This is a genomic window from Salegentibacter sediminis, assembly GCF_002078605.1.
GTDB lineage: Bacteria > Bacteroidota > Bacteroidia > Flavobacteriales > Flavobacteriaceae > Salegentibacter > Salegentibacter sediminis.
Genome location: NZ_MSJR01000001.1, coordinates 772,152 through 794,631, shown reverse-complemented (window position 1 = coordinate 794,631; position 22,480 = coordinate 772,152). Strand labels below are relative to the sequence as shown.

Here is a 22,480-nt window from a genome sequence, read left to right as displayed (position 1 = left end):
GCCCTGGATGTTCACACTCCTGTGAATCCTAATTAAAAATACAATTCTGAAAGCCATTCACAACTCATCACTTGGGAACCAAGTTTGCGTTGAATAATGGCTGTGATAATAAAGTTGGAGTTTATGATGATGTGGTGAATATTGTCTCCCGGGAAGGGAATCGTTAATAAATCTATTTGAGAAAGTATTCCGGATCGAGGTTGTTGAATAAATCATTTGTTTCTATTGTAGGTTCAAACCAATCTGCTTTTTATTGTCGAAATCTAGTTTTTCTTTTAATTCCGGAGTTAAGAGTTTTTTTGGTTGCCCGGTCTTTTTAATAGTTTAATGAGCTTCGGATGTTCTTGGCCTCTCTCCATAAAAGTCTTCAATTATGTCTACAAATTAACACGCGGAATAACGAATAACCAAGAGGCTTCCAAATTTGTCAGATATAAGTAATGTCGAACGAACTCAAGGTCTATATATCCTAAATTAAAATTGAATCTTATAGCCTTTTGTGGCGTAAAACCAAATGTAGAGATAACAAGGAATTACTATCCAATAAGCTGATTGAGGGTCAAAAGTATCTGCCAGGAAGCCATAGATAAGGGGTAAAATTGCCCCTCCAGCCAGTGCCATAATTAAAAAAGAAGATCCTATTTTAGTAAATCGTCCTAAACCATCAAGAGCCAACGGCCAGATTGCCGGAAAAACCAAGGCATTTGCAAGACCTAAAAATGAAATACTCAATACAGAAATATAACCTTCAGTGAAAATAGCTACAAGCCCAAAAATAATTCCCAACATTCCGGAAATTTGTAAAGCTTTCTGCTGGGTAATAAATTTAGGAATAGTTACGGTACCGATAAGGTAACCCGCAATCATTGCGATGAGGGTATAGGTAGTAAAATATTTGGCCACATTGGTAGAGATTCCCTGTCCGTCCCGGGCATAACTAATAACTGTATCGCCCGCAATTACTTCCACCCCCACGTATAGAAACATGGCCAGGGTACCCAATAGTAAGTTAGGAAATTGAAAAACACTGGTTTTATTCTTATTGGTTGCCGCTAAGGTTTCATCTTCTCCGTCGGTCTCGATTTCAGGTAAAGCCGAATAATAAATTAACACTGATAGACCTACCAGAATTATCGCCATAATTATATAAGGTGTAATCACTCTGTCTGATAGTGCGTCCAGTTCAACGGCTTTTTCAATAGCGTTCATTCCTACCAAGCTCGCTTCCAATTTATCCATATTTTTCAACAAGATTGCACCAAAAATAATTGGTGCAAGGGCCCCGGCCATTTTGTTGCAAATTCCCATAATACTAATTCGTTTAGCCGCACTTTCTATAGGGCCAAGAATTGTGATGTAAGGATTTGCTGCCGATTGCAATAAGGCCAAACCTGTGCCTTGCACAAATAATCCGAATAAAAATAAAGCGTAGGTCCTAGACATAGCTGCAGGAATAAAAACTAGGGCCCCAATCGCCATGACAATAAGACCAAGGGACATCCCATTCTTAAAGCCCGTCTTTTTTAATACCCAAGCCGAGGGTATAGCCATTACGAAGTAGGAAATGTATGAAGCAAACGCAACCAGGTATGATTCGAAATTGTTCAGTTGGCTTGCTGTTTTCAGATAAGGAATTAAAACGGAATTCAACCACGTCACAAACCCAAAAATGAAAAACAGGGCACCTATTATGATGATTGAACGAGTTGTACTATTTGAAGATTTTACCATTGGTTCTTCGCTTTTTAAATTAGTTTGTTTAATGATACCCTACTTTGAAATTCATCTTGTTTTAAGAGTATATTTCTATTGACCAGTTCAGAGGTCTTTAAGAATTTGTATTTTTTTCATTCGAAAAAGTGCATAAATCTATAATTAAATAGCCAAATAGTAAAATTTAAACTTCGATTCCTTTCTTAATTTTTAAATCATAAAATTCTTATTTCAAGTTATCACTTTAAACACAAAACTTCCTAACATAAATTAGAATCGTTATTTTTAGAGGATTACTTCATAAAATAATAGATTAAAACAACATTCTAGTTATAAAATCTGGCATAATAAAAAGGGTAATTCACAATATTTTTTATATATTGTGCAAGCAAAATACAAAGAAAACGAAATTTAAAATTTATTAACCGACTGTTTTTATATACTTTTATGATTATTAAAGACCGGAAAGTAAATACTTTCTTTCGTTTTATAAAAAACTTCCATATGAAACCATTTATTACCTTTATTTTTCTACTCCTACTGATAGGCTGTAAAACAGGTGAAGAATCAAATACTTCATCTAATGAAATGACTTTTATTGAATCAGATGAAGATTTTGTAAACCCGGAAAGAGGCTTTTATCGTGCGTCGAGAGTTAGCTCGAGTGATTATGAGCCCCTTTCAATTGATACGTTAAAGAGATACAGAAAAGAAACTATTTCTCGCGGAGCATCCTATCCCAGCTTCAATTCGTTAGTATTCAGATATTTTGTATTAGAAGATTTTATAGACCAGCCTATATCGGAAGAATATCTCCAGGCAATGCAGGAGGATTTCGATGCGGCACGAGAAGCGGGAGTGAAATTGATTCCACGATTTGCATATACAGTATCTCCTCGGCCAGGAGACTGCCCTGAAAGTTCATTCTGCCCCCCTTATGGTGATGCTCCAAAGGAAATCATTTTAAACCACATAGATCAGGTGGCCCCTATCCTTACGAAAAACGCTGATGTTATCTTTACGCTTCAAATGGGATTTATTGGAATATGGGGTGAACAGTATTACACGGACTATTTTGGAGATGCTTCATCGAATGCAAATCAAGGGAAATTAACAGATGAGAACTGGGAAGACCGGATTGAAGTCCTAAAAGCCTTGTTAGATGCTACCCCGGAAGAATTGATGGTTCAGGTTCGATACCCTCAAATCAAACAACGTGCTGTATATGGTATCGATGCAGAAACCAGTGTAGATCCTCTAACCAAAGAGGAAGCTTTCAGTGGTTCTCACAAGGCTAGAATAGGAATCCACAATGATTGTTTATTTGCCAGTGCGGATGATTATGGAACTTACAAAGACTATGGAAACTCTGACACGCCGGCACGCCAGGACATCGAGACCTTAAAGTCTTATTTTGCAAAAGACAGTAAGTGGGTAGTCATAGGTGGAGAAACCTGTTCTGATGGCTACAGTCCGGAAAATGACTGCGCCCCCGGCGGAATGGCCGATGAAGATTTGAGACTGTTACATTATACCTACCTGAACGCTGACTATAACAATGAAGTAAATAACGACTGGGTAGATAATGGGTGCATGGATGACATTAAGAAGAACCTTGGGTACCGTCTGATATTGGACCGCGCTGTTATTCCGGAAAATATCAGTATCTCTGATGAATTTGATATTGAACTCGATTTTAGAAACGTCGGGTATGCTTCACCAGTAAAAGAACGTCCTGTGTTCCTTGTCCTAAGAGCTAATTCAGGCGAAAAGGAGGTCCGGTTGCCATTAGATACCGATATTAGGTTCTGGACCGATAGTGTAAATCATGAACAAACCTTTCATCTTCCAGCGGATATAGAAGCCGGGGAATATACGGTACATTTATTCTTACCTGATGCCAATGAATCCATTGCTGACCGCCCTGAGTACGCCATAAGGTTAGCAAATGAAAAAATGTGGGACAAAAATAAAGGATACAATAACCTTGATTTTACCATTAACGTCAATAAGTAACAACGATCGTTCAAACCACTTACCTTAACTATGAAAAAATACATCTATAAAGGTTTACTCCTAACGACCTGTTTGATGACCTCCTTCCTTCTTAATGCACAAGAAGTGACGGATTCTACAACTGTTAAACTGCTTCCGGATGAGAACTGGTGGGGTGGGGTTGTTAGGGATGGACATTTAATGCCTTTTGAAACTGACCAGGAATACTCAATTGACTTATGGGGTAACAATAAAGGGAACCAAATTCAACCTATGCTGCTATCCGACAAAGGAAGGGTGATCTGGTCTGAATCCCCTATAAAATTCACTGTGGACAACCAAAAGATAAAGGTTGGATCCTACGGAACTCCCATTGAGGTCTCGGAACCAGACGGAAGCAGTAATTTAAAGACGGCTTTCGCCCATGCTTCTTCTGAATATTTCCCGGCCTCCGGAAAAATCCCGGATACCCTTCTTTTTACCAAACCACAGTACAATACCTGGATTGAACTTACGTACAATCAGAATCAAAAGGACATCTTGGAATATGCCGAGAACATATTAAAAAATGGATTTCCTCCTGGGGTGCTGATGATTGATGATAATTGGCAGGAGGATTACGGCAAGTGGCAGTTCCATGAGGGAAGGTTTGAGGATCCCAAATTAATGATGGATTCTTTACATGAGATGGGTTTCAAAGTGATGCTTTGGGTATGCCCATTTGTAAGCCCCGATAGCGATGTTTATAGGGAACTGGAAAACAAAAACTATCTGATTCAAGAAGCCACAGGTGATAACAATCCTTTAATTGTACGTTGGTGGAATGGTGCCAGTGCGGTCCTGGATTTTACTAATCCTGGAGCAGTGGAATGGTATCAGGAACAATTGAACAGGCTCAGTGACACTTATGGTGTCGATGGGTTTAAATTTGACGCTGGGGACAGCTATTTCTATAACCAACCCTTAAAGTCCTACAAGGAGGTCTCCCCGAATGAGCATACGCTTACTTTTCAGCAATTCGGCCTGGAATACCCTCTAAACGAATATAGAGCATCCTGGAAAATGGGAGGACAACCCCTGGCACAAAGGTTACATGATAAAGGTCATAATTGGGATGATTTACAAATGTTAATCCCGCAAATGTTGCTTCAGGGCCTTATAGGCTATCCTTTTAATGCTCCTGATATGATTGGAGGCGGGGAATTCGGTTCCTTCCGCAATCTTGAGGAAGTAGATCAGGAACTGATCGTACGGTCAGCACAGGTGCATGCACTAATGCCGATGATGCAATTTTCAGTTGCTCCATGGAGAGTCCTGGATGAAGAACACCTGGGAGCTGTACAAAAAGCCGTAAAGTTAAGGAAACAATACTTGCCAGTGATTATGGATTTGGTTCAACAGGCTTCACAGGATGGCCAACCTATAGTTAGACCAATGGAATACGATTTTCCCGGAGAGGGCTATCATAATATTAAAGATCAGTTCATGCTAGGTCCTGATATTCTTGTAGCCCCAGTATTAAAGCGTGGCACAAATTCAAGGATGGTCATCTTGCCAAAAGGGGAATGGACCTGGAAAGGTAAAACCTTTTTTGGAGGGAATCGAATTGAAGTCGAAGTGAATTTAAATGAATTGCCCATTTTCAAAAGAAAATAAGCAGTTTATGCTTTATCAAAAAAGCTATAAAAGAATTGGGAGAATGATTAAAACCATCGGAATTGACTTGGTATGCGGATGGAATGCTGTATTCAATTTTCTATTGCGTCCGAAAGATTATACATACCCGGACCTGACGAAAAAATTATTATGAAGAAATTACACTCGTGGCTATTTTATGCGATAATAACAACAGTATTCTGGGGAGTTTGGGGTGCACTTATCGAAATACCAGAGAAAGCAGGTTTCCCTGCCACTCTCGGGTATGTGATTTGGGCACTTACCATGATTCCCTGTGCCGCCATTGCACTGTATCTGGTAAAGTGGAAAATTGATAAGGATAAACGATCAATAATTTTAGGATCAGCCGTGGGAATTCTTGGAGCAGGAGGTCAACTCCTGCTTTTCCAAGCCCTCCAAGACGGACCTGCTTACATCATTTTCCCTTTCATATCTCTTTCTCCGGCACTCACCATTCTTTTGTCAGTGGTACTATTAAAAGAAAAAACATCATTTTTAAAATGGATAGGGATAGGAACTGCATTGATAGCTATTTTTTTCCTTTCCTATCAAGAACCTGGAACATCGGAAGTCCGGGGATATGTTTGGCTTGCATTTTCAGTAATGGTTTTTATTGCCTGGGGCTTACAAGCCTTCATCATGAAATTTTCCAATAAAACTATGAAAGCGGAAAGCATTTTCTTCTATATGGCTCTAATGGGACTTCTTCTGGCCCCTTTAGCAATATGGATGACTGATTTCAGTCAATCGATTAACTGGGGGTTCAAGGGACCTTACCTTGCTGCCATAATACATGTATTAAATGCAGTAGGTGCTTTAACGCTGGTTTACGCTTTTCGCTATGGAAAAGCTATAATTGTTGCTCCGCTCACGGGCCTGGCGCCCCTAATCACCATTATTCTGTCCTTGATCATATACAGTGTTATGCCAGGTCCAATCCTCATAATAGGATTGATCCTGGCTGTAGTTGCTATTTTTATTTTATCCGTTTGAATTGCCCTTTACTTTGAAAGAAGAGTCCAAGGAAGATTAAGGAACCACGGACTCTTTTTTATTGTTAAGCACCTAAGATATAATCTGGTAGCATTGCAAACATTCGTCACCTTTACTTTTCAAGCACCTGTGGCATGTTCCCACTCCCCTCCTGTTGGCAACCTTTAGAAATCTCCTCTTTTAGATCCGAGCTATCCATTTTATACTGTCCACCAGAATAGTTGCTAATTCAATTGTAAGCCTAGATCAAAGGATTTTCTATACGTAATGTTATGACAGCTTTTGGGCAATAGCAATAATTCAAGCAGAAGATGCAGAATGATCTTGCTTAAGCAATCTGATGTTTTTCCCATCTAACCGTCGGATATTTATTTTCTGGCTTAACTTATGGTTGGTGCCATTTCCTCATTCTTCTAAAAAAAGAACTATTTACCTGCAAAACATTAGACCTGGATAAGCCTCCTTTTACTTCCCTACCGGGACAGCCTCTAAAAGAATAAACTCCTTGAAGTTTACATCAAGAAATGGTTGAGACGCTTTTACATGTTCTAAATCTACTTTGTTGAAATAATCCACAATACGATACTCTGTATTGTTTTCCAACCCTCGCAATTCTATTTTCCCCTCCCAGGAGTCCGCATAAAAAGCATAATACAACCTATCCTGCTTTTTTATAACATGAGTTTCAGGTTTATCATAACCAATGTCATATAAGCTACCTATATATTTCTCTTTCGACAACATTTTATCGTTGTATAGATTAAACCATTTTTTCCAAACCTTTTCTTTCCTCTCTGTCAGTAGAAACTTTTCCGATTCTTCATTCTCACTGGAACTAGGTACGGTAAATTTCGTTCCCAACACTGCCCCTATTCCAAATGAACTGGCAAAATCACTTCCATTATCACTCAATTCTACATGATCACCGTAATAGGCAGTCTGGGGAACGAGGGCTTTGTATGTTTTCCCTTTGTGACGTATTTGCCAGCTCGACAATGGATCGGAGGAAACTGTCTGGTTGGTAGATGCCATGTTATAATATGACATACAAGTTCCGCAAGGACAGTTTTCTACAACTGCGTTAGGTTTTATCTTCCGAGCTTCATTATATATCATATGAAAGAAATCCGGGAGGCCTTTGGGGGCTTCTTCAGGATTTTCGAGAGTATGATCGGGAGCTACAGCATTCATGTGTTGCCCATCCATTTTTAAACCATCGAAATCCCATTGGTTTAGAAATAGATGAAGGATATCCTTGGTGTGCTTAACAGTTTCCTCTTTAGTGGGAGATAAGTAATAAGCATCCCACCATGTTATAAATTGCGGTGCACCGTTCTCTTTTTTTATTATCATTTGTGGATTTTGCTCTAATGCCTTGCTTCCCGGATCAGCAGCTAGGGGTGTCCACCATATCTTGGCTTTTAATCCATATCCGTGAATCCTTTCAACCAGCTTTTTAATGGCATCCTCCCCTTCCGGAAATCTATCGGAAGCTGGTTCCCAGTCGCCCTCAGCAACTTGAAATCCGTCATCCAGTACGGCCCAGTCAATACCTAGTTCTTTTACTTTTGGAAGGGTATTCACCACTTCTTCCATAGTAAATTCTCTTCCATATCCCCAGGCACACCAGATAGGTTCAAATGCAGCTTCCTCTGGCTTTACCATTTCAATTCCTTTTTCCTGCATCAGCTCGGAGTATTTTGCAAGGTTCTCAAAATAATCGCCTTTGGAAACGGAAACGAAGGTTTCTAAGGTCGTAATTGTATCCTGGGCTTTAAATAGGGTGCGGTGGGCAAAATCATTTGAAACACCTATGACAACCTTCGAATCTTTCAACATTTCCGTAGGAAGATTTACCAGCTCAGGGACAAGGGACAAATGCCCTACAGCAATATTCAAATCCGGTCTCCAGACACTAGTCACAGGAATTCCACCTCCGTAATCAGAGTCATTCATTCCCATGTAATTCTTTTGGTAATAACCAGGCCCTAAAGGTTTCACCCAATCACTGCGACTGGACGAGGAGCTTCCTTGGAAAGCCCAGAAAGGAGGTTGATCTCCTTGAGGAAGAATTTGATAATTTCCATTAATCCAATTATTGATATATACATCCTCTTTGGAAGCGTTAACATATTCCACTTCCACTGAAATAAGATTTGGAAAATCATCATAAGCCGTTAATTTCAGGTTTTTCAACAATTTAAGGCCATCCTCATCAACCTCCCCCCTTACCAACCATTCTCTTCCTAATAATTTCCCTTCTAAGGTGCTCTCCTGAACTTCTTTTAGCTTAAATTTGGAGATAACCTTATTATTTATTGTTAGATTTTCGGAAGCCTGGTACCCATCCATGATTGGTTTACTTTCGGGAAAGCTGGAAGAAATCCGGGTATAAAGATCAGAATTTACTTCAAATATAATATTCCCTTTAGTAATCTTTACTGACGACATGTTTTTTGACTGTTTTATTGAAAAACCGGTAATCCCCAGAATAACAAGTAAAAAAAGTAGAAGTCTGAAAAAGTTTTTTTTATTGAAGTATTCGTCTCGCATTTTCATAGTATATTTTTTTTAAAATATTATCAGATAAACCAAAGCCGTTTAACGCCCAGTGATAACTAAACATATCCTTTTGGTAAAAATGTTCATCTTCGGTTTCTAAAATCCTGAAAGTTGTGGTATACATGGAAGGTGAAAAACCCATATCAGTTCCATAAAGTAATCTATCCTGGTACTTTTCAAAAAACTTTTTAACACGTCGAGGAATAGGAGCAGTCTCTGCATAGCGCGCAGAAATATCTGCGTAAAGGTTTGGATATTTTTCCAGGAGATCACCCAGAATGCCGAGGTCATAACTTGTATTAGCAAAATGACAAGCAATAAAAGTAGTCCCAGAATTGCTGTTTACTGCATTTTCCAAAGTCTTCAAAAGTGCTGCATGCCCCAAAATTCCATTCTTTGTTGTATCTACTTTCCAAGTCTTGGCATTCATTAACCCGTCATTATGCTTGTCAATAGGTTGATACATCCAGTAGGGCTCAGCAACATGAATGTTCACAGGCATTCCTAATTCCCCACATTTTTTAAGAAGAGGAACCATCCTCTTATCATCGATGTGCATCCCAGGAGCTGCAGTTGGTTGAGAATAAGAAAGACCTTCTCCCTTATCTCCCAACTCGCCAACACCCCTGGCCCCTTTCTTATAGCAGCGCACAAGTTCTGCAACAGCTTTTTTGGTCCAGTCCGGCTGATCGTATCCTGTATAATCAAACCCACACCATAATTCAAATCGCCCTTCATATTTCGAATAAACGTCGTAAATACTATCAAAAGCAACTCCGGTCTCATAAGTGAGAAGTATTGTCTTTTCTATTCCGGCTTCATCCATGTTATCTATCCATTCTTCAATTTCTGACTGAGATTTCGCATATGGATGAGAATGCATATCGATTACAGGAAACCTGGCCTTTACAGGAAAGGTTTTTGGAATATTATATATAGAGACGGGATCATATTCCTTTAACAAAATATCTTGTTCTTGTCCGAAAGAAAAGTTGCCTGTCAAAACTATTAGAAAAAGTGGCACAATTATTCTTATCATAATTTTAATTTTATCTATTAAATATTATAAGTTTCGATAAAACCCTGAAATAAAGCAAAATAATCCACAAACATCCCTTCCCCATAGCTATAAGAACAAAAAGAAGTATTGTATTTCAATTTACTTTTTGTGATTGGTAGAAGAATAGTTGTTCATTTATAAATGAAAAATAAACTCAGTATTTTTTATAATAATTCGCACAAAAGTGTGAAGGAGAGATTCAGTAATTTCTTTTAAAGTCTTTGCTTCAACCTTATTCAAAGATTTATAAAATAGAAACCTTTTGGATTTTTACCAGGTCAAAGAATGCCTAATAATCTATTGAGATGACCAGAATTTTAAATTTCCTGAATTCCTTGAGCTGTTTATTTAGATAATTTCTGAACGTCATCCTTATTGGAATGAGAAAGTAACAAAGCTTTCATACTCATGAAAACTAGTTTCTATGGATCCCTTAGACCACAAAACAGCATTTTCAGCCTGATAGTCTATTCTGCACATATTTGCTCTCCATTTTGAGCCTTTGCTTGGAGGAATATTCGAAAGAGGCCTTAGGAGCTTAAAAGGCAGAAAAAATTCTGCCGTCCAACTTGAAACCTTTGAATAACTCATTTTCCTTCCTCCTTTTACGCTGGTAGCATGCAGAGTTTTCCTATCAGAATGATAATGAAAAGGGATCCATCTTACAAGATCTCCCTTTTCATTGGACACTAATATGGGTAGTTCATAATTCAGAGGTGAAATTTCATATTCAAAATAAACAGGGACCGATTCATCTGGCCAAAGAAAAACCTCTACCACATCTTCTTTCCAAAGATCTTTAAAATCAGCATTCAGAGTAGCTGTGATTTCGTTGTCTTCACAATAAAAAAGAAAATAAATACCATTTTCAGAATATAATACTTTGGTTTTAGTGAGCAGAATTTTACTTAGTGAATTTCGTTGGGGTAAATTTATCCATTCCGTTAATGCCCAGTTTTGATTCTCACCATCACCATTCAGTTCAAAATCTGAGCATTTTTTAACTTCTATAATTCCTGCTATATCAATTTTAGCATCATTCATATCCATTTAATTTTGGCGCGACTTTTTTCTGGTCAAGTCAGTCTAGACTCCTATGGTCAATAATTGCTAAAATTAAATTCGTACAGCACGGTGTTTTTTATAAATTCAACATGAAATTCTATAGTTCAAATGGGGCGAATTCAGATTCTGGAGTTTGAAATACAGGAATAGATCCGATGTGGGTCCACCCGGAATCACTTTCCGTTAATCCAAAATTAACAACCCCTTCCATATCTCCAAGAACATCGCGTGAAATAGAAAACTCTATTGCTTTGTTTCCTTCGTTAGTTCCAAATTCAGCAAACTGCATGGCATCGGCAAAAGAGGCAACTGAAGCCCAGGTCCAGTCACTGCCCCCGGGGCCTCCATATTCATAAATAGCTCCAGAAGAAGCTCCAGGATCTTCGGGATTAAAGTTTCCTTCTCCCATGAATTCTGCTCCCGATCCAGCGGGATACATCCAGGTAGTATGGCCTGTATCGGTATTATTATCGGTATCCAGATAAAAGTTCATTACAGCGAAGTTCATCTCAGAAGTTCCTTCAATGTAGAAGTTCAATGCATTCGGAGAAGCAAATGTTTTGACTTTTAAAAGTGTACCCCCACTACCTTCCGGGTTCTCAAAAGTATAATCCACATGTTCCCAATCTGAAAAGTCCCCATCGATCTTAATATTAGGTCCGGTTATACGAACAGTATCTACAAATGTGCTAGATTCCTGGCCTCTCGTAGCTGTAAGACTCACAAGATACACCCCTTTTTCAGGAAAAATATGAGCGGGATCACGGCGTGTGGAAGTGGCTCCGTCAACGTCAAAATCCCATAAGTATTCATCTGCATTCCTAGAGAAATTGGTAAAATTTACTAGGAATCCATCTGCTACATAACTAAAAACAGCTTTTGTGTCACTGGAGGTATCTTCATCTTTACTGCACGAAACAACTAGAAGTAACGCAAGGATATTTACGATAGGTATCCATTTATTTTTTTTCATGATGTTGAGTATAAAATATTTATTAAATTTTAGTTAGAGGTCCCCAAATTCTCTGGTTAATCTGCCAACACTGTTACTTGCTGCTGGAGTTTATTCATTCCGCTTTCGGGGTCCCAGGAATTTTTATTTGCCAAACGGATTTTATAATCCACCCGGTTTTCAAGTTTTTCTGATTCATCTGTGATTTCCAAAAAGAGATCATAATTACCGGCAGGAAGCTCTGAAATTTTCACTGATTCTTCAATAGTAAAAGATACACCAGGTTTAACTTCCCTTAAATCCACAGCCAATTCAAAGGTATACTTACCGCCATCTGTTTTATTAACAAACACCAAGCTTGTTGTCTTTGCCTTATAGAGCGGCGCAAATCCCTTGTTAGTTAGGTTTATTTGTAGAGGATAATTCCCGCCCTGATCTATCTCTTCCGGTAGAATAGCACTATCCAGGACAAAACGATAACCCAGTCTCCTTTTGAATTCATCCAGACATCCTGCATCTTTCCAACTGCTAATTACGGGCAGGTAATAATCGCGATTCAAATACGTCCATCTTAGGAGTTTCATTTCTTCCCGGGCTTTTGCACAATCAGGATAGTCACCCTGTGGAGGACAGGTTTCACCCCCTGTAGGAACATATAGAGCTTCCTGGTTAATATATGCTTTTTCGGCCTCTACATTAGCGTAGGTCCCGTAATCATCTACTCCTGCCATAAAACAGTCATTGTGATGGCCAACCCTGGCACGAAATTCATCTGTATAAGCTATTGCCGATCCTATAGGTTCAGCTGTTTCGAAAATTCTTTGTTTTGCTCCTGGAGTTCTCACCTGCACTAAGATGTCCGAAGAAAGCTCTTCTAAAAGTTTGAAAAGAATTTTTCTTTCATTTTCCACAGTCGTCAGGCCATGGCTTGAATTATGCCACTCTCCCCAGGGACCAATAAAACCCGCCTGGATAAAAGCTATTACATCTTTATTTGAATTAAGAACGGGGGCCAACTGCTCTACATGGTCTTCTATTTTTTCCAGAGACGCATCCTCCCCTTCCATTTCATTGGTATAGGCAAACCTTATGATAGCTTTAATTCCCGCATCACGTACGGCTTCCATATCGCTTTTGATCATTTCTAACATTGCCACATCTATCTGCCCATCCCTATAATTGGTTAAATAGTATACCCTAATGATCAAGGACACATTTTCCGATTTTAGAGAACTCAATTGTGTTGAAGTCAATCCATCATCTGGGCCGTGAGCCTCTGTGTGGTCATAGAAACCTCTCTCGGGGTTAGGAAAAACCTCTTGTGATTCCTCGTAAGTTATTCCTTTTGGTTTAATTTCGGGTATTTCTTCATCAGGCCCTGAATCCGAACAACCTAGGCTTAAGCTACCAAACAGTAGGCCCCATAATAATCCGTTAAACATCTTTCTTCTCATTTAGTTCTGTTTTCAATTTGATCATTAATACAGACTACTAGTTATATCCTGGATTCTGGATAAAAACCCCTTTCCCTTCACTGATTCTTTCTCTGGAGAACGGATATACAGTGTCTGTTTCTGTTGCATAGGGCGATTGTGTAACTTCAATAACCCTGGAAATAAGTTTACCGTGACGAATAAGATCTGCCCGATATTGACCATTTTCACACCAGAACTCATGGCTTCTTTCCGTAAGAATCATATCATTGAAGTCAGAAAGGTTGCTATAGTCATCCAGCTCCAAATCATCAAGATTAGCTCTCCGACGTACCCGATTAACCAACTCCATGGCTTCTTCGTTCGGGCCGGAAGCGTTATGGTTAGCTATTGCTTCCGCCTTTGAAAGGAGTACGTCCGCATAACGATATTGAATAAGATCAACCGTTGAAAGTGCAGTCGTTCTTGCTGCATCTGCATCCATTTTAAGGGGAATCGGTCCAAGATTCATATTATTCCCTGGATTGCTTCTATTGTATGTAATGCCATCTGTTCCAACATATTCTGCAATAAGATTCGTTTTCCGGACATCATTTTCTTCGAAGGTGTCATAAAACCACCATGTACTCTGGACAGTTCCCCAGCCACCTCTACCTGGAAAATTGGAAGGCAAAGCCATCATCTGCCATTGGTTCTCACTAGTGCCTTCATAATCATTTGGAATGGCCCAAATAACTTCCTGGCTATTTCTAGCTCCGTCCAAATCCCACATACCCAAATAATCAGAATCCAGCTCATAATATCCCATGGCAATGATCTCATCGGCAAGTTTGTTTACCTCATCCCATCTTTTCTCTTTAAGATTCAATCTTATGGCAAGCATTTTTGCAAGCCCCTTGCTAAATCTTCCGTATTCTGTTTCCGCCGGATGCGGTAGATCCTCGGCTGCCGCTTTAAGATCTGCTTCAATAAAATTTACCATTTCATCATGGGAAAGTCTTGGCAAGGGTTCCTCTTTGAGAGGATTCTTCAGGACCTCCAATGGCGCTATTACAATTGGGCCGTACATATCGTATAGATAATAAGCCAGCATACCTCTTGCACAACGAACCTCCGCAATGGCTTTAGTCTTTATTTCCTCGCTCACATCGGCCTGTTGAATATAATCAATGGTCGTTGTCATTCGGCTGATTTTATTATAGTACCAATCGTAGAAAAAAGTGATTTCCGTACTTGCAGGAGTAAAATGAAGCAGACTAGCATTTAACTGCACCCCGAAATCTCCCGTGAGCACTTCCGTGGTTGATGCATTAGCGAACATGATCCCTCTTTCTGAAGGTGAATTTATACCATCCCACCAGGAGGCACGCAATGGATAATAGGAAGCATCGACCATGGCCTGCACATCGGCGGCGGACTGAGGAAATATAGAAGGGTTTATTTCCCCATAATCCACTAGTTCAAGTTCCTTTTCACAGCTGCCAAAGGTAAGAGCTGCTAACAATAAGATAATTATTTTGTGTGTTTTCATAACTCGAAATTTTTATTTTAACCTAAAATGTAATGTTCGCTCCTAAGGTAAAGGTTCGGACGTTTGGATATGCCGCAGTATAGGAATCAGTTTCAGGATCAATCCCGCCATAAGGGGTAATCACGAATAAATTCTGTCCGTCAACATGTATACGAGCCTGCTCAAAAACACCTCCAAACCAGGTTTGTGGCAAGTCATATCCCAAGGAAACATTTTGCAATCGAATAAACCATGCATCTTCCAAAAAGAAGTCTCCAGATCCATACTCCGACCAGCCATAGTAAGAGCTGGGTTGTGTAGTAGATGGATTATTAGGTGTCCAACGATCTTTGACTGTCCTTAAAGCGTTGTACCCATAAGTATAAATCGGCTCAGCGCTAACTCCATAGGCAGTGTAATTTGGATCAGCCATTTTGCGTCCGAACATTCCATTGAAGTCAAATTTAAAATCAAAGTTTTTATAGTTTAAAACATTGGAGAAACCTATTACGAAATCTGGATCCGAAGTGCCTATTAATTTCGTGTCTGCTTCATCGATCATTCCATCAGGCGCACCTGTTCTCAGAAAGCGACCATTTTCGTCAACAACAGGGTTTCCTGCATCATCACGTACAAATCCATTAAAATCAACAATCTTTATCATTCCGGGTTGAAGATTTGGTTGCGCTGGAACTTCCTCTCCCTCCTGCATAATCCCGTCAGAGATTCTACTATAGATGGCCCTGATCGGATCGTCCTCGTTTTGATAAACTGCCGGCTTCCAATCATCTGCTCTTTCCCTCCAATTATCCTTAAAGCTCCCAAAGGTAAAGGTGCTTTTCCATTGGAAGTCCAGACTTTTAATATTATGAGTGTTAACGGTTATTTCAAGACCTTTGCTTTCTGTCTCACCAATATTTGCAATAACTGTGTTAATCTCATGATAAGAGTTTAATGGTTTTGTGGCTAAGAGATCAGATATTATCCTGTGATAAACTTCTACCGAACCATTGATCCGGTTTTCAAAGAACCCAAAATCGATTCCAAAGTTTGCTTCGGTAGTAGTCTCCCATTTTAGATCAGGATTTTCGAGCCTGGCAAGGGAAACACCTATATTTCTCACATCCTCTCCTGAAAGATATGCTGGATAAGCCGAATAAGCGGCAAAGGCATTACTTCCAATTGAAGCATTCCCTGTTTCTCCATAACTAAACCTTAATTTCAAGTGTGACACAACCTCATCAATATCTTCAAGGAAAGGTTCTTCCGCGATATTCCAGGCGAAAGCCCCAGAAGGGAAAGTAGCCCATTTATTGTTTTCCGCAAACACACTTGAACCATCTGTACGAACAGTAAAAGTAATTAGATACCTTTCTTTAAAATTATAATTCAAACGACTAAAATAGGAAGCTATCATTCTTTCCTGCCCGTAAGAACTAACACTTCTTGTGCCGGTACCCGCGTTTAAATTGTTCCATAGAAAAGCATCAGTAATAAATCCTGTATTCCCACTACTATTAGAAGCGTCTTCAAAGTGCTCTTCCGAAACACCAACCAAAAGATCAAAATTATGTCCATCTCCTATCTCCCGGTTGTAGTTAGCAGTAGCTTCAAGAAGATAATGATTATTATCTATCTCTGATATACTAGCTCTTCCATCTTCCAAAGCTCCATGGAGAGTTGTTTTAGGAATATAACTCCATCTGTCAGTTATTCCTCTATCCAAACCTGCTTTTAATCTTACCAACAATCCATCTACAGGTGTTATGTCCAAAAATGAATTAATCATAGTCCTCTCTATCCTTCCCCTATCAGTAATTGTAAGTAAGGAGTATGGATTAGGTTGCTGAGACAATTGTGGATTTATTGGGTAATTCCCATCCTCATCAATAGCCTGAATATGAGGTCCTTGCTGCATAGCAGCTCTGATGACTCCCGAATTCTCCCACATTCCACCTCCCAGAGAACTATTTTCATTGTCTATACGGCTGGTTGAAATATTAAAACCAAGCTTCAGATATTCATTAAAAGTCTGGTCCAAATTACCCCTTATTGTATATCTGGTTAATGCAGAGTTTTTCACAACACCTTCCTGATCGAAATAATTTCCAGAAAGCCTATATTTAAAAGAATCACTTCCACCAGAAAGAGAAATGTTATGTTGTTTTATCATTCCATCCCTAGTCACCAAATCAACCCAATCAGTTCCTTTACCTACATTATTAATAGCGTTTTGAGTATAGAGTTGCTGGTATTGACCTGCAACAGGATTCGATTCCGCCTCCTCCAAAGAACGCTCGCCCCAGGGAGATACATTATTGGTGAATAACCAATGTTCCCAGGCTGCTTCATTCCTCACTTCCATCCATTCATTTAATGGTAAAACATCAAAGGGACTATTATAAGGTTGAAAAGAAGAAGAAACAGAATACTGAACTGTAGGTCTACCCTCTGCACCTCTCTTGGTAGTGATTAAAATTACTCCATTGGCCGCTCTTGACCCATAAATTGAAGTAGCACTCGCATCTTTTAGAACCTCTATGGATTCAATATCACTGGGATTGAAGGAATTTAAAATACTCTGTGTGCCCGCGTCATATCTCCCTCCTGTATCAGGTTGCTCCAAATCTGTAATCGGAAAACCATCCACTACGATTAAGGGGTCATTACTAGCATTTATCGAACCAGCTCCTCTAATCGTAATATCTAAACCACCACCAGGTTGAGCACTGTTCTGCTGAATATTCAATCCAGCAGCCTTTCCTTTGATCATATTCCCTATATCCGCCCCGCCAGTCAACACAATATCCTCAGTTTCAATAGAAGAGATAGCACCAGTGAGATTTTTCTTCTTCTGCGTACCATATCCAATTAAAACTACTTCATTTAAGGCTGAAGCTTCTTCTTTCATAGTAACTTCAATATAGTCCCGTCCTTGCACGCTCACTTCTTTTGTGGAATAACCCATAAAAGAAAAAACTAGAACTGCGTCTTCCGCAACATTAATATTAAAATTTCCATCAAAATCTGTCATTACACCGTTCGACGTGCCTTTTTCGACAACATTTACGGTTGGTATAGGCAACCCAGAATTCTCATCGGTCACCACACCACTCACGTCAATGTTAGAATCTTGTGCAAAACTGCTTACTTGAGAAAGTAAAACAAAACACATTAGTAGTAGAATGTTTTTCATTTCGATATTGTTATTTAATAGATTATAATTATTTATTCGAAATCGATTTAGTTTGTAAAAAAAATAAAAAAGTTGATTTTATTCTTCGAAAGAACAAAAAAAATCTTCAATTCTTGTTGCTAAGATAAAACTTTAATGATATTAACAAAAGTTTTAGACAATAATTTTCAATTTATTACTTTATTTTTTGAGAGAAGTGCTCTTAAAAAGAAATCTTTTACTCCTAAAGTGTATTAGATACTAATACAATGCCTTGATTACACTGCATTCACAGGTTATATCAAATAATAGCTGAGACAACTCCAGAAATTGTATCCCTACCCTAAGAATGGATTGCTTATTTTAAAAAACCGAATAAAAAATTACATTATTTAGCTTTTTTTATTTCGTTTTATTTTGTTTATTTGTATTTATCATTTTAAATGAAACTTTTAACGAGTTATTTTTTTTAAATGAAAAATTTTATTCTCACACCAATTATAAATGATAAATACTGAACTTAATCATACAAGAACTGAGATTGAAGGCCAACCTAAGCTTTGGCAGGAGGTTTTTAATCAAATAAAGGCAGAAGAAGAAGGAATTAAGCGCTTTCTCACTCCTTTATATGAAAAAGAAAATTTACAAATTATTTTGACAGGTGCCGGTTCTTCTGCATTTGTAGGAGAGGCCGCTCAAGGATTAGTGCAAAAGAACACCGGATGTTTAACACGAGCAATTGCAACTACTGATTTGGTAACACATCCCGAATTATTTTTTCCAATAAATAGTAGTCCTGTTCTTTTGGTTTCTTTCGCCCGTTCTGGTAATAGTCCTGAAAGTATTGAAACCGTAAAGCTTGCCGATAAATTTTGCAAGAACATTTATCATTTGATAATAACCTGCAATAAAGAGGGGGAACTATTCACTTATACCCGTGCGAATACCAAAACTGCTTTAGCAATATTGCTCCCGGAAAAAGCAAATGATAAAAGTCTTGCTATGACCGGAAGCTTTACTTCTATGTTATTAAGTGTCCTCTTGGCAAGCAGCAAAAAGAATGTTTTTACTTTGAAAAAGCAGGTTGATAAAATAATTATTCAAGCTAACTATTTGCTAAGCAATTATACACAACTCAAAAAGCTAACCCAATTAGAATTCGAACGAGTAGTGTTTTTAGGTTCCGGCCCCATGCTTGGCATAGCTCGGGAATGCCACTTAAAACTTCAAGAATTAACAGATGGCAAGATTATTTGTAAACACGATTCTTTCTTAGGTTTTCGACACGGCCCCCGCGCAGTAACCAATGAGAAAACGCTAGTCGTTTATCTGTTCTCTTCTCAAGATCATGTATATCGTTATGAGCGCGATCTGGCAATCTCCATAGCCCGGGATCCCAGAAATTTATTAACTTTCAGTGTTGGTCGGAAAGCTGATTCGGATATTAATTCTTATTTAAATATTGATTTAGAACTGGACAAAAACCAAGATTTCAATATCATTCCAGCTACTATCATTGGGCAGATTTTAGGATACTATAAATCACTGCAATTAGGACTGAACCCAGACAACCCTTCAGTTTCCGGAGCAATAAGCCGTGTAGTACAGGGTGTGAAAATTTACGATTATCCTGAAAAGCAAAAAAAATGATCCTTAATCTTTGTCCCAATCCTTCTATCGATTCATATGCCCGGATTCCTGATTTTAAACTTGGAGAGGTTAATAGAATCTCTGCTTTAGAGGATTATCCGGGAGGAAAAGGTGTACACGTGGCTCTTGCTATTGCTGAGTTAGGTTTTTCGTCTAAACTTCTCGGATTTTGGGCCGGAGGAAGTGGTGATTGGATTATTCAGGAATGTAAGACTAAGAAGGTAGAAATAGATGGTGTGAATATAAGAGGAAACAACCGTAAATGCTATACGTTTATCTCAGAAAATACGAAATTGCACCATACCGAATTACTGGAACCAGGCCCGAAAATTAATCATTCACACTTCGAAGAATTTATTACCCTATTCAACAGAGAGGTTACCAAGGCTGAATTTATCTGTATGTCGGGATCCTGGCCGGCAGAATCCCCTAATGATGGCTATGCACAGCTTATTGAGATAGCAAAGAAGTATCATAAAAAAGTAATTTTGGATTGTACTGGAATTCAATTGCAAAACGCTTTAAAGGAAGGATTCTTCGGAATTCACCTTAATCATCACGAAGCCAAAACGATTTGCGGTGCAACCGATATAAGAACTCTTCGAGAATTTCTTGGTGATAAAGTTCAATTTATAGTTTTAACCAAAGGGGCTGAAGGGCTTGAACTCGCCTATAGGGATGAAATTATCAAAGCTAAAATCAGCCTTCCACCCAGCCAAGTTATAAGTACGGTTGGTAGTGGTGACTGTTTAACTGCTGGAATTGCCCTTGCTTTAAACCAGAAGCTTAAACTATCAGAGATTGCCACCTGGGGCGTTGCCTGTGGAACAGCTAATTGCTTAAACAAAGAATTGGGAATGTTAAAAAAGCAAGATGTAGAAAAAATGTTGAAACAAGTTCAAATAGAAACTTATGAGTAATAAAAAAATCCTTGTTGTGGGTGAATTAAATATCGATCTGATTTTAAATGATATTCATGGCTTCCCGGAAATTGGCGCAGAAAAACTGGCCGAAAATATGGATTTCACCTTAGGTAGCTCTTCAGCAATTTTAGCTTCCAATATATCGGCCTTAGGAATTTCAACCTCTTTTTGTGGGCTATTAGGGGAAGATAATTTTGGAGAGTATATTCTAAAAGAATTGCAAAATAAAAATGTTGACCCTCGGTTCGTTAGTCTCTCCAAAAAGCATAAAACCGGGATTACTGTCGTAATGAATTACGACCAGGACCGGGCCAATGTGACTTTTTGTGGAGCGATGAATGAATTAACTATCAATCATATTCCTTGGAAGAACATTACTGAATTCGATCATCTGCATTTTTCAAGTTATTTTCTCCAACCGGGCATGCAGCCAAACATCGTGAACCTATTTAAAAAAGCAAAGGAAGCCGGGCTTAGCACTTCTCTGGATTTACAGGTGGATCCCGACAACAATTGGGATTTTGATTATAAAAATTGTTTGCCATTTGTAGATATTTTTCTTCCAAACGAAAATGAACTTTTGAAGCTTAGCGGAAAGAATAACCTTGAAGATGCAATTCAAGTAATAAAAAACTATAGTAATACTCTTGCTTTAAAATTAGGAGATAAAGGTGGACGTGTTGTAACAGACTCGGAAGATATCTTGATCAAACCTTATTTAAATAAAGCTTACAAAGATGCTATCGGCGCAGGCGACTCTTTTAATGCCGGGTTCCTCAAAAAATTCCTGGAAGGGGCGACATTAAAGGAATGCCTGGATTTTGCGAACCTTACCGGGTCATTAAATACTACGGCTGCAGGAGGAACTGGAGCATTTGGTGATGCTAAGGAAATTGAAATAAAAATTCAAGAAATCAAGAATAATAAACTATAATGAAGTTAAAAGAAAAATTACACCAATTACGAAGTGAAGGCCGTGGAATTCTGGCTACTAATTTTTATAACCTGGAGACCCTGCACGGTGTGCTGGGTGCCGCTTCAGAAATGAACGAACCTTTAATCTTACAACTTACAGAAAGCTCTATAGATTATATGGGTTTAGAAACTGCTGTTAATTTAGGCCGAACAGGATTAAAACAATTTGGTGTGGAAGGTTGGATCCATTTAGATCACGGCGGATCTGTGGAACTGGCGCAACGCTGTCTGGATGCTGGTTTCGATTCAGTGATGATAGACGGTAGTGAACTAGCTTTTGAGGAAAATATAAAAATCACAAAAGAGGTCGTGGCGCGTGCTAAGAAATACGGTGCCCACGTGGAAGCTGAATTAGGATATGTGGCCAAGTTAGGGCAATCGCATGACGATAAGGTTTTTACCCAGCCTGAAGAGGCAAAGCAATTTGTGGAGGAAACAGGAATTGACGCCTTGGCGGTAGCTATTGGTACAGCTCACGGATTTTATAAAAAAGAACCTGAATTACAATTGGGTTTACTTGAGAGAATCGCTGAAGCCACTCCTGTGGGCTTGGTATTGCATGGCGGATCTGGAGTTCCAGCCTCACAATTGCAGGCGGCAATTTCCAGAGGAATTTGCAAAGTAAATCTTGCTACCGAGATAAAGAATATTTTTATGAAAACCCTGCAATTCCAATTACGAAATAATGAAGAAATAGATTTACGAAAGGTATTCCCCGTAGCAACCGGTGAAATTACCAAACTGGTTAAAGGGAAATTGGAGACCATAAAAAATAATACCTGAAAATAATTTGAATA

Annotated in this window: 15 protein-coding genes; 7 read left to right on the top strand and 8 right to left on the bottom strand. The window is 38.8% G+C overall.

Annotation, left to right across the window (positions count from 1 at the left end; all coding sequences use genetic code 11):
• Positions 1-474: 474 nt before the first annotated feature.
• Positions 475-1,731, bottom strand: a complete 1,257-nt coding sequence (locus BUW93_RS03790; protein ID WP_081209325.1) for a sugar MFS transporter — start codon at positions 1,729-1,731, stop codon at positions 475-477.
• Positions 1,732-2,217: 486 nt separating this feature from the next.
• Between BUW93_RS03790 and BUW93_RS03785 the strand changes: the two genes are divergently transcribed.
• The 3 genes from BUW93_RS03785 to BUW93_RS03770 all read left to right on the top strand — a co-directional run bounded on the left by BUW93_RS03785 (position 2,218) and on the right by BUW93_RS03770 (position 6,378).
• Complete coding sequence (locus BUW93_RS03785) at positions 2,218-3,729, top strand: DUF4832 domain-containing protein (RefSeq protein ID WP_198536973.1); 1,512 nt, start codon at positions 2,218-2,220, stop codon at positions 3,727-3,729.
• A gap of 30 nt (positions 3,730-3,759) precedes the next feature.
• Entirely contained in the window at positions 3,760-5,364 is a 1,605-nt protein-coding gene (locus tag BUW93_RS03780) for a glycoside hydrolase family 31 protein (protein ID WP_081209323.1), read from the top strand.
• A gap of 150 nt (positions 5,365-5,514) precedes the next feature.
• Entirely contained in the window at positions 5,515-6,378 is an 864-nt protein-coding gene (locus tag BUW93_RS03770; protein ID WP_081209321.1) for an EamA family transporter, read from the top strand.
• A gap of 465 nt (positions 6,379-6,843) precedes the next feature.
• Here BUW93_RS03770 and BUW93_RS03765 read toward each other — a convergent pair whose 3' ends face one another.
• From BUW93_RS03765 to BUW93_RS03735, 7 genes are all read right to left on the bottom strand, one after another.
• On the bottom strand, positions 6,844-8,937 hold the full coding sequence (locus BUW93_RS03765) for a glycoside hydrolase family 36 protein (RefSeq protein ID WP_081209320.1): 2,094 nt from the start codon (positions 8,935-8,937) through the stop codon (positions 6,844-6,846).
• The gene (locus tag BUW93_RS03760) at positions 8,909-9,979 is read right to left on the bottom strand and encodes an amidohydrolase family protein (protein WP_081209319.1); all 1,071 of its coding nucleotides are present in this window, start codon (positions 9,977-9,979) and stop codon (positions 8,909-8,911) included. Before BUW93_RS03760 ends, BUW93_RS03765 begins: the two co-directional genes overlap by 29 nt.
• A gap of 393 nt (positions 9,980-10,372) precedes the next feature.
• Positions 10,373-11,044, bottom strand: coding sequence for a carbohydrate-binding family 9-like protein (locus BUW93_RS03755; RefSeq protein WP_157893278.1), 672 nt, complete (start codon positions 11,042-11,044; stop codon positions 10,373-10,375).
• Between the two features lie 118 nt (positions 11,045-11,162).
• The gene (locus BUW93_RS03750; RefSeq protein WP_081209317.1) at positions 11,163-12,038 is read right to left on the bottom strand and encodes a PKD domain-containing protein; all 876 of its coding nucleotides are present in this window, start codon (positions 12,036-12,038) and stop codon (positions 11,163-11,165) included.
• A gap of 56 nt (positions 12,039-12,094) precedes the next feature.
• Positions 12,095-13,471 (bottom strand): DUF4832 domain-containing protein, encoded by a 1,377-nt coding sequence (locus BUW93_RS03745; protein ID WP_081209315.1) that lies wholly within the window; start codon positions 13,469-13,471, stop codon positions 12,095-12,097.
• 37 nt (positions 13,472-13,508) lie between these two features.
• Positions 13,509-14,846 (bottom strand): RagB/SusD family nutrient uptake outer membrane protein, encoded by a 1,338-nt coding sequence (locus BUW93_RS03740; RefSeq protein WP_232778311.1) that lies wholly within the window; start codon positions 14,844-14,846, stop codon positions 13,509-13,511.
• Positions 14,847-15,003: 157 nt separating this feature from the next.
• Positions 15,004-18,156 carry a SusC/RagA family TonB-linked outer membrane protein gene (locus tag BUW93_RS03735; RefSeq protein ID WP_198536971.1) on the bottom strand — a complete coding sequence of 1,051 codons (3,153 nt, stop codon included), beginning with the start codon at positions 18,154-18,156 and terminating at the stop codon, positions 15,004-15,006.
• A gap of 483 nt (positions 18,157-18,639) precedes the next feature.
• Between BUW93_RS03735 and BUW93_RS03730 the strand changes: the two genes are divergently transcribed.
• From BUW93_RS03730 to BUW93_RS03715, 4 genes are read left to right on the top strand one after another with little or no spacing between them, the layout of a single operon-like run.
• The gene (locus tag BUW93_RS03730; RefSeq protein ID WP_081209309.1) at positions 18,640-19,785 is read left to right on the top strand and encodes an SIS domain-containing protein; all 1,146 of its coding nucleotides are present in this window, start codon (positions 18,640-18,642) and stop codon (positions 19,783-19,785) included.
• Positions 19,782-20,705 carry a 1-phosphofructokinase family hexose kinase gene (locus BUW93_RS03725; RefSeq protein WP_081209307.1) on the top strand — a complete coding sequence of 308 codons (924 nt, stop codon included), beginning with the start codon at positions 19,782-19,784 and terminating at the stop codon, positions 20,703-20,705. Before BUW93_RS03730 ends, BUW93_RS03725 begins: the two co-directional genes overlap by 4 nt.
• A complete protein-coding gene (locus BUW93_RS03720; protein ID WP_081209305.1) occupies positions 20,698-21,642 on the top strand; it encodes a carbohydrate kinase family protein in 945 nt (314 codons plus the stop codon). Before BUW93_RS03725 ends, BUW93_RS03720 begins: the two co-directional genes overlap by 8 nt.
• Positions 21,642-22,466: a class II fructose-bisphosphate aldolase gene (locus tag BUW93_RS03715; protein WP_081209303.1), complete on the top strand. Its 825-nt coding sequence runs from the start codon at positions 21,642-21,644 to the stop codon at positions 22,464-22,466. The genes BUW93_RS03720 and BUW93_RS03715 overlap by 1 nt, the downstream gene beginning before the upstream one ends.
• Positions 22,467-22,480: the final 14 nt, after the last annotated feature.

What these genes read in the sequence shown, in the direction of transcription:
- BUW93_RS03715 (WP_081209303.1), top strand. Translation starts at nt 21,642, where the DNA reads ATGAAGTTAAAAGAAAAATTACACCAATTACGAAGTGAAGGCCGTGGA.
- BUW93_RS03765 (WP_081209320.1), bottom strand. Translation starts at nt 8,937, where the DNA reads ATGAAAATGCGAGACGAATACTTCAATAAAAAAAACTTTTTCAGACTT.
- BUW93_RS03730 (WP_081209309.1), top strand. Translation starts at nt 18,640, where the DNA reads ATGATAAATACTGAACTTAATCATACAAGAACTGAGATTGAAGGCCAA.
- BUW93_RS03725 (WP_081209307.1), top strand. Translation starts at nt 19,782, where the DNA reads ATGATCCTTAATCTTTGTCCCAATCCTTCTATCGATTCATATGCCCGG.
- BUW93_RS03750 (WP_081209317.1), bottom strand. Translation starts at nt 12,038, where the DNA reads ATGAAAAAAAATAAATGGATACCTATCGTAAATATCCTTGCGTTACTT.
- BUW93_RS03755 (WP_157893278.1), bottom strand. Translation starts at nt 11,044, where the DNA reads ATGAATGATGCTAAAATTGATATAGCAGGAATTATAGAAGTTAAAAAA.
- BUW93_RS03785 (WP_198536973.1), top strand. Translation starts at nt 2,218, where the DNA reads ATGAAACCATTTATTACCTTTATTTTTCTACTCCTACTGATAGGCTGT.
- BUW93_RS03780 (WP_081209323.1), top strand. Translation starts at nt 3,760, where the DNA reads ATGAAAAAATACATCTATAAAGGTTTACTCCTAACGACCTGTTTGATG.
- BUW93_RS03740 (WP_232778311.1), bottom strand. Translation starts at nt 14,846, where the DNA reads ATGGTCGATGCTTCCTATTATCCATTGCGTGCCTCCTGGTGGGATGGT.
- BUW93_RS03745 (WP_081209315.1), bottom strand. Translation starts at nt 13,471, where the DNA reads ATGAGAAGAAAGATGTTTAACGGATTATTATGGGGCCTACTGTTTGGT.
- BUW93_RS03760 (WP_081209319.1), bottom strand. Translation starts at nt 9,979, where the DNA reads ATGATAAGAATAATTGTGCCACTTTTTCTAATAGTTTTGACAGGCAAC.
- BUW93_RS03735 (WP_198536971.1), bottom strand. Translation starts at nt 18,156, where the DNA reads ATGAAAAACATTCTACTACTAATGTGTTTTGTTTTACTTTCTCAAGTA.
- BUW93_RS03720 (WP_081209305.1), top strand. Translation starts at nt 20,698, where the DNA reads ATGAGTAATAAAAAAATCCTTGTTGTGGGTGAATTAAATATCGATCTG.
- BUW93_RS03790 (WP_081209325.1), bottom strand. Translation starts at nt 1,731, where the DNA reads ATGGTAAAATCTTCAAATAGTACAACTCGTTCAATCATCATAATAGGT.
- BUW93_RS03770 (WP_081209321.1), top strand. Translation starts at nt 5,515, where the DNA reads ATGAAGAAATTACACTCGTGGCTATTTTATGCGATAATAACAACAGTA.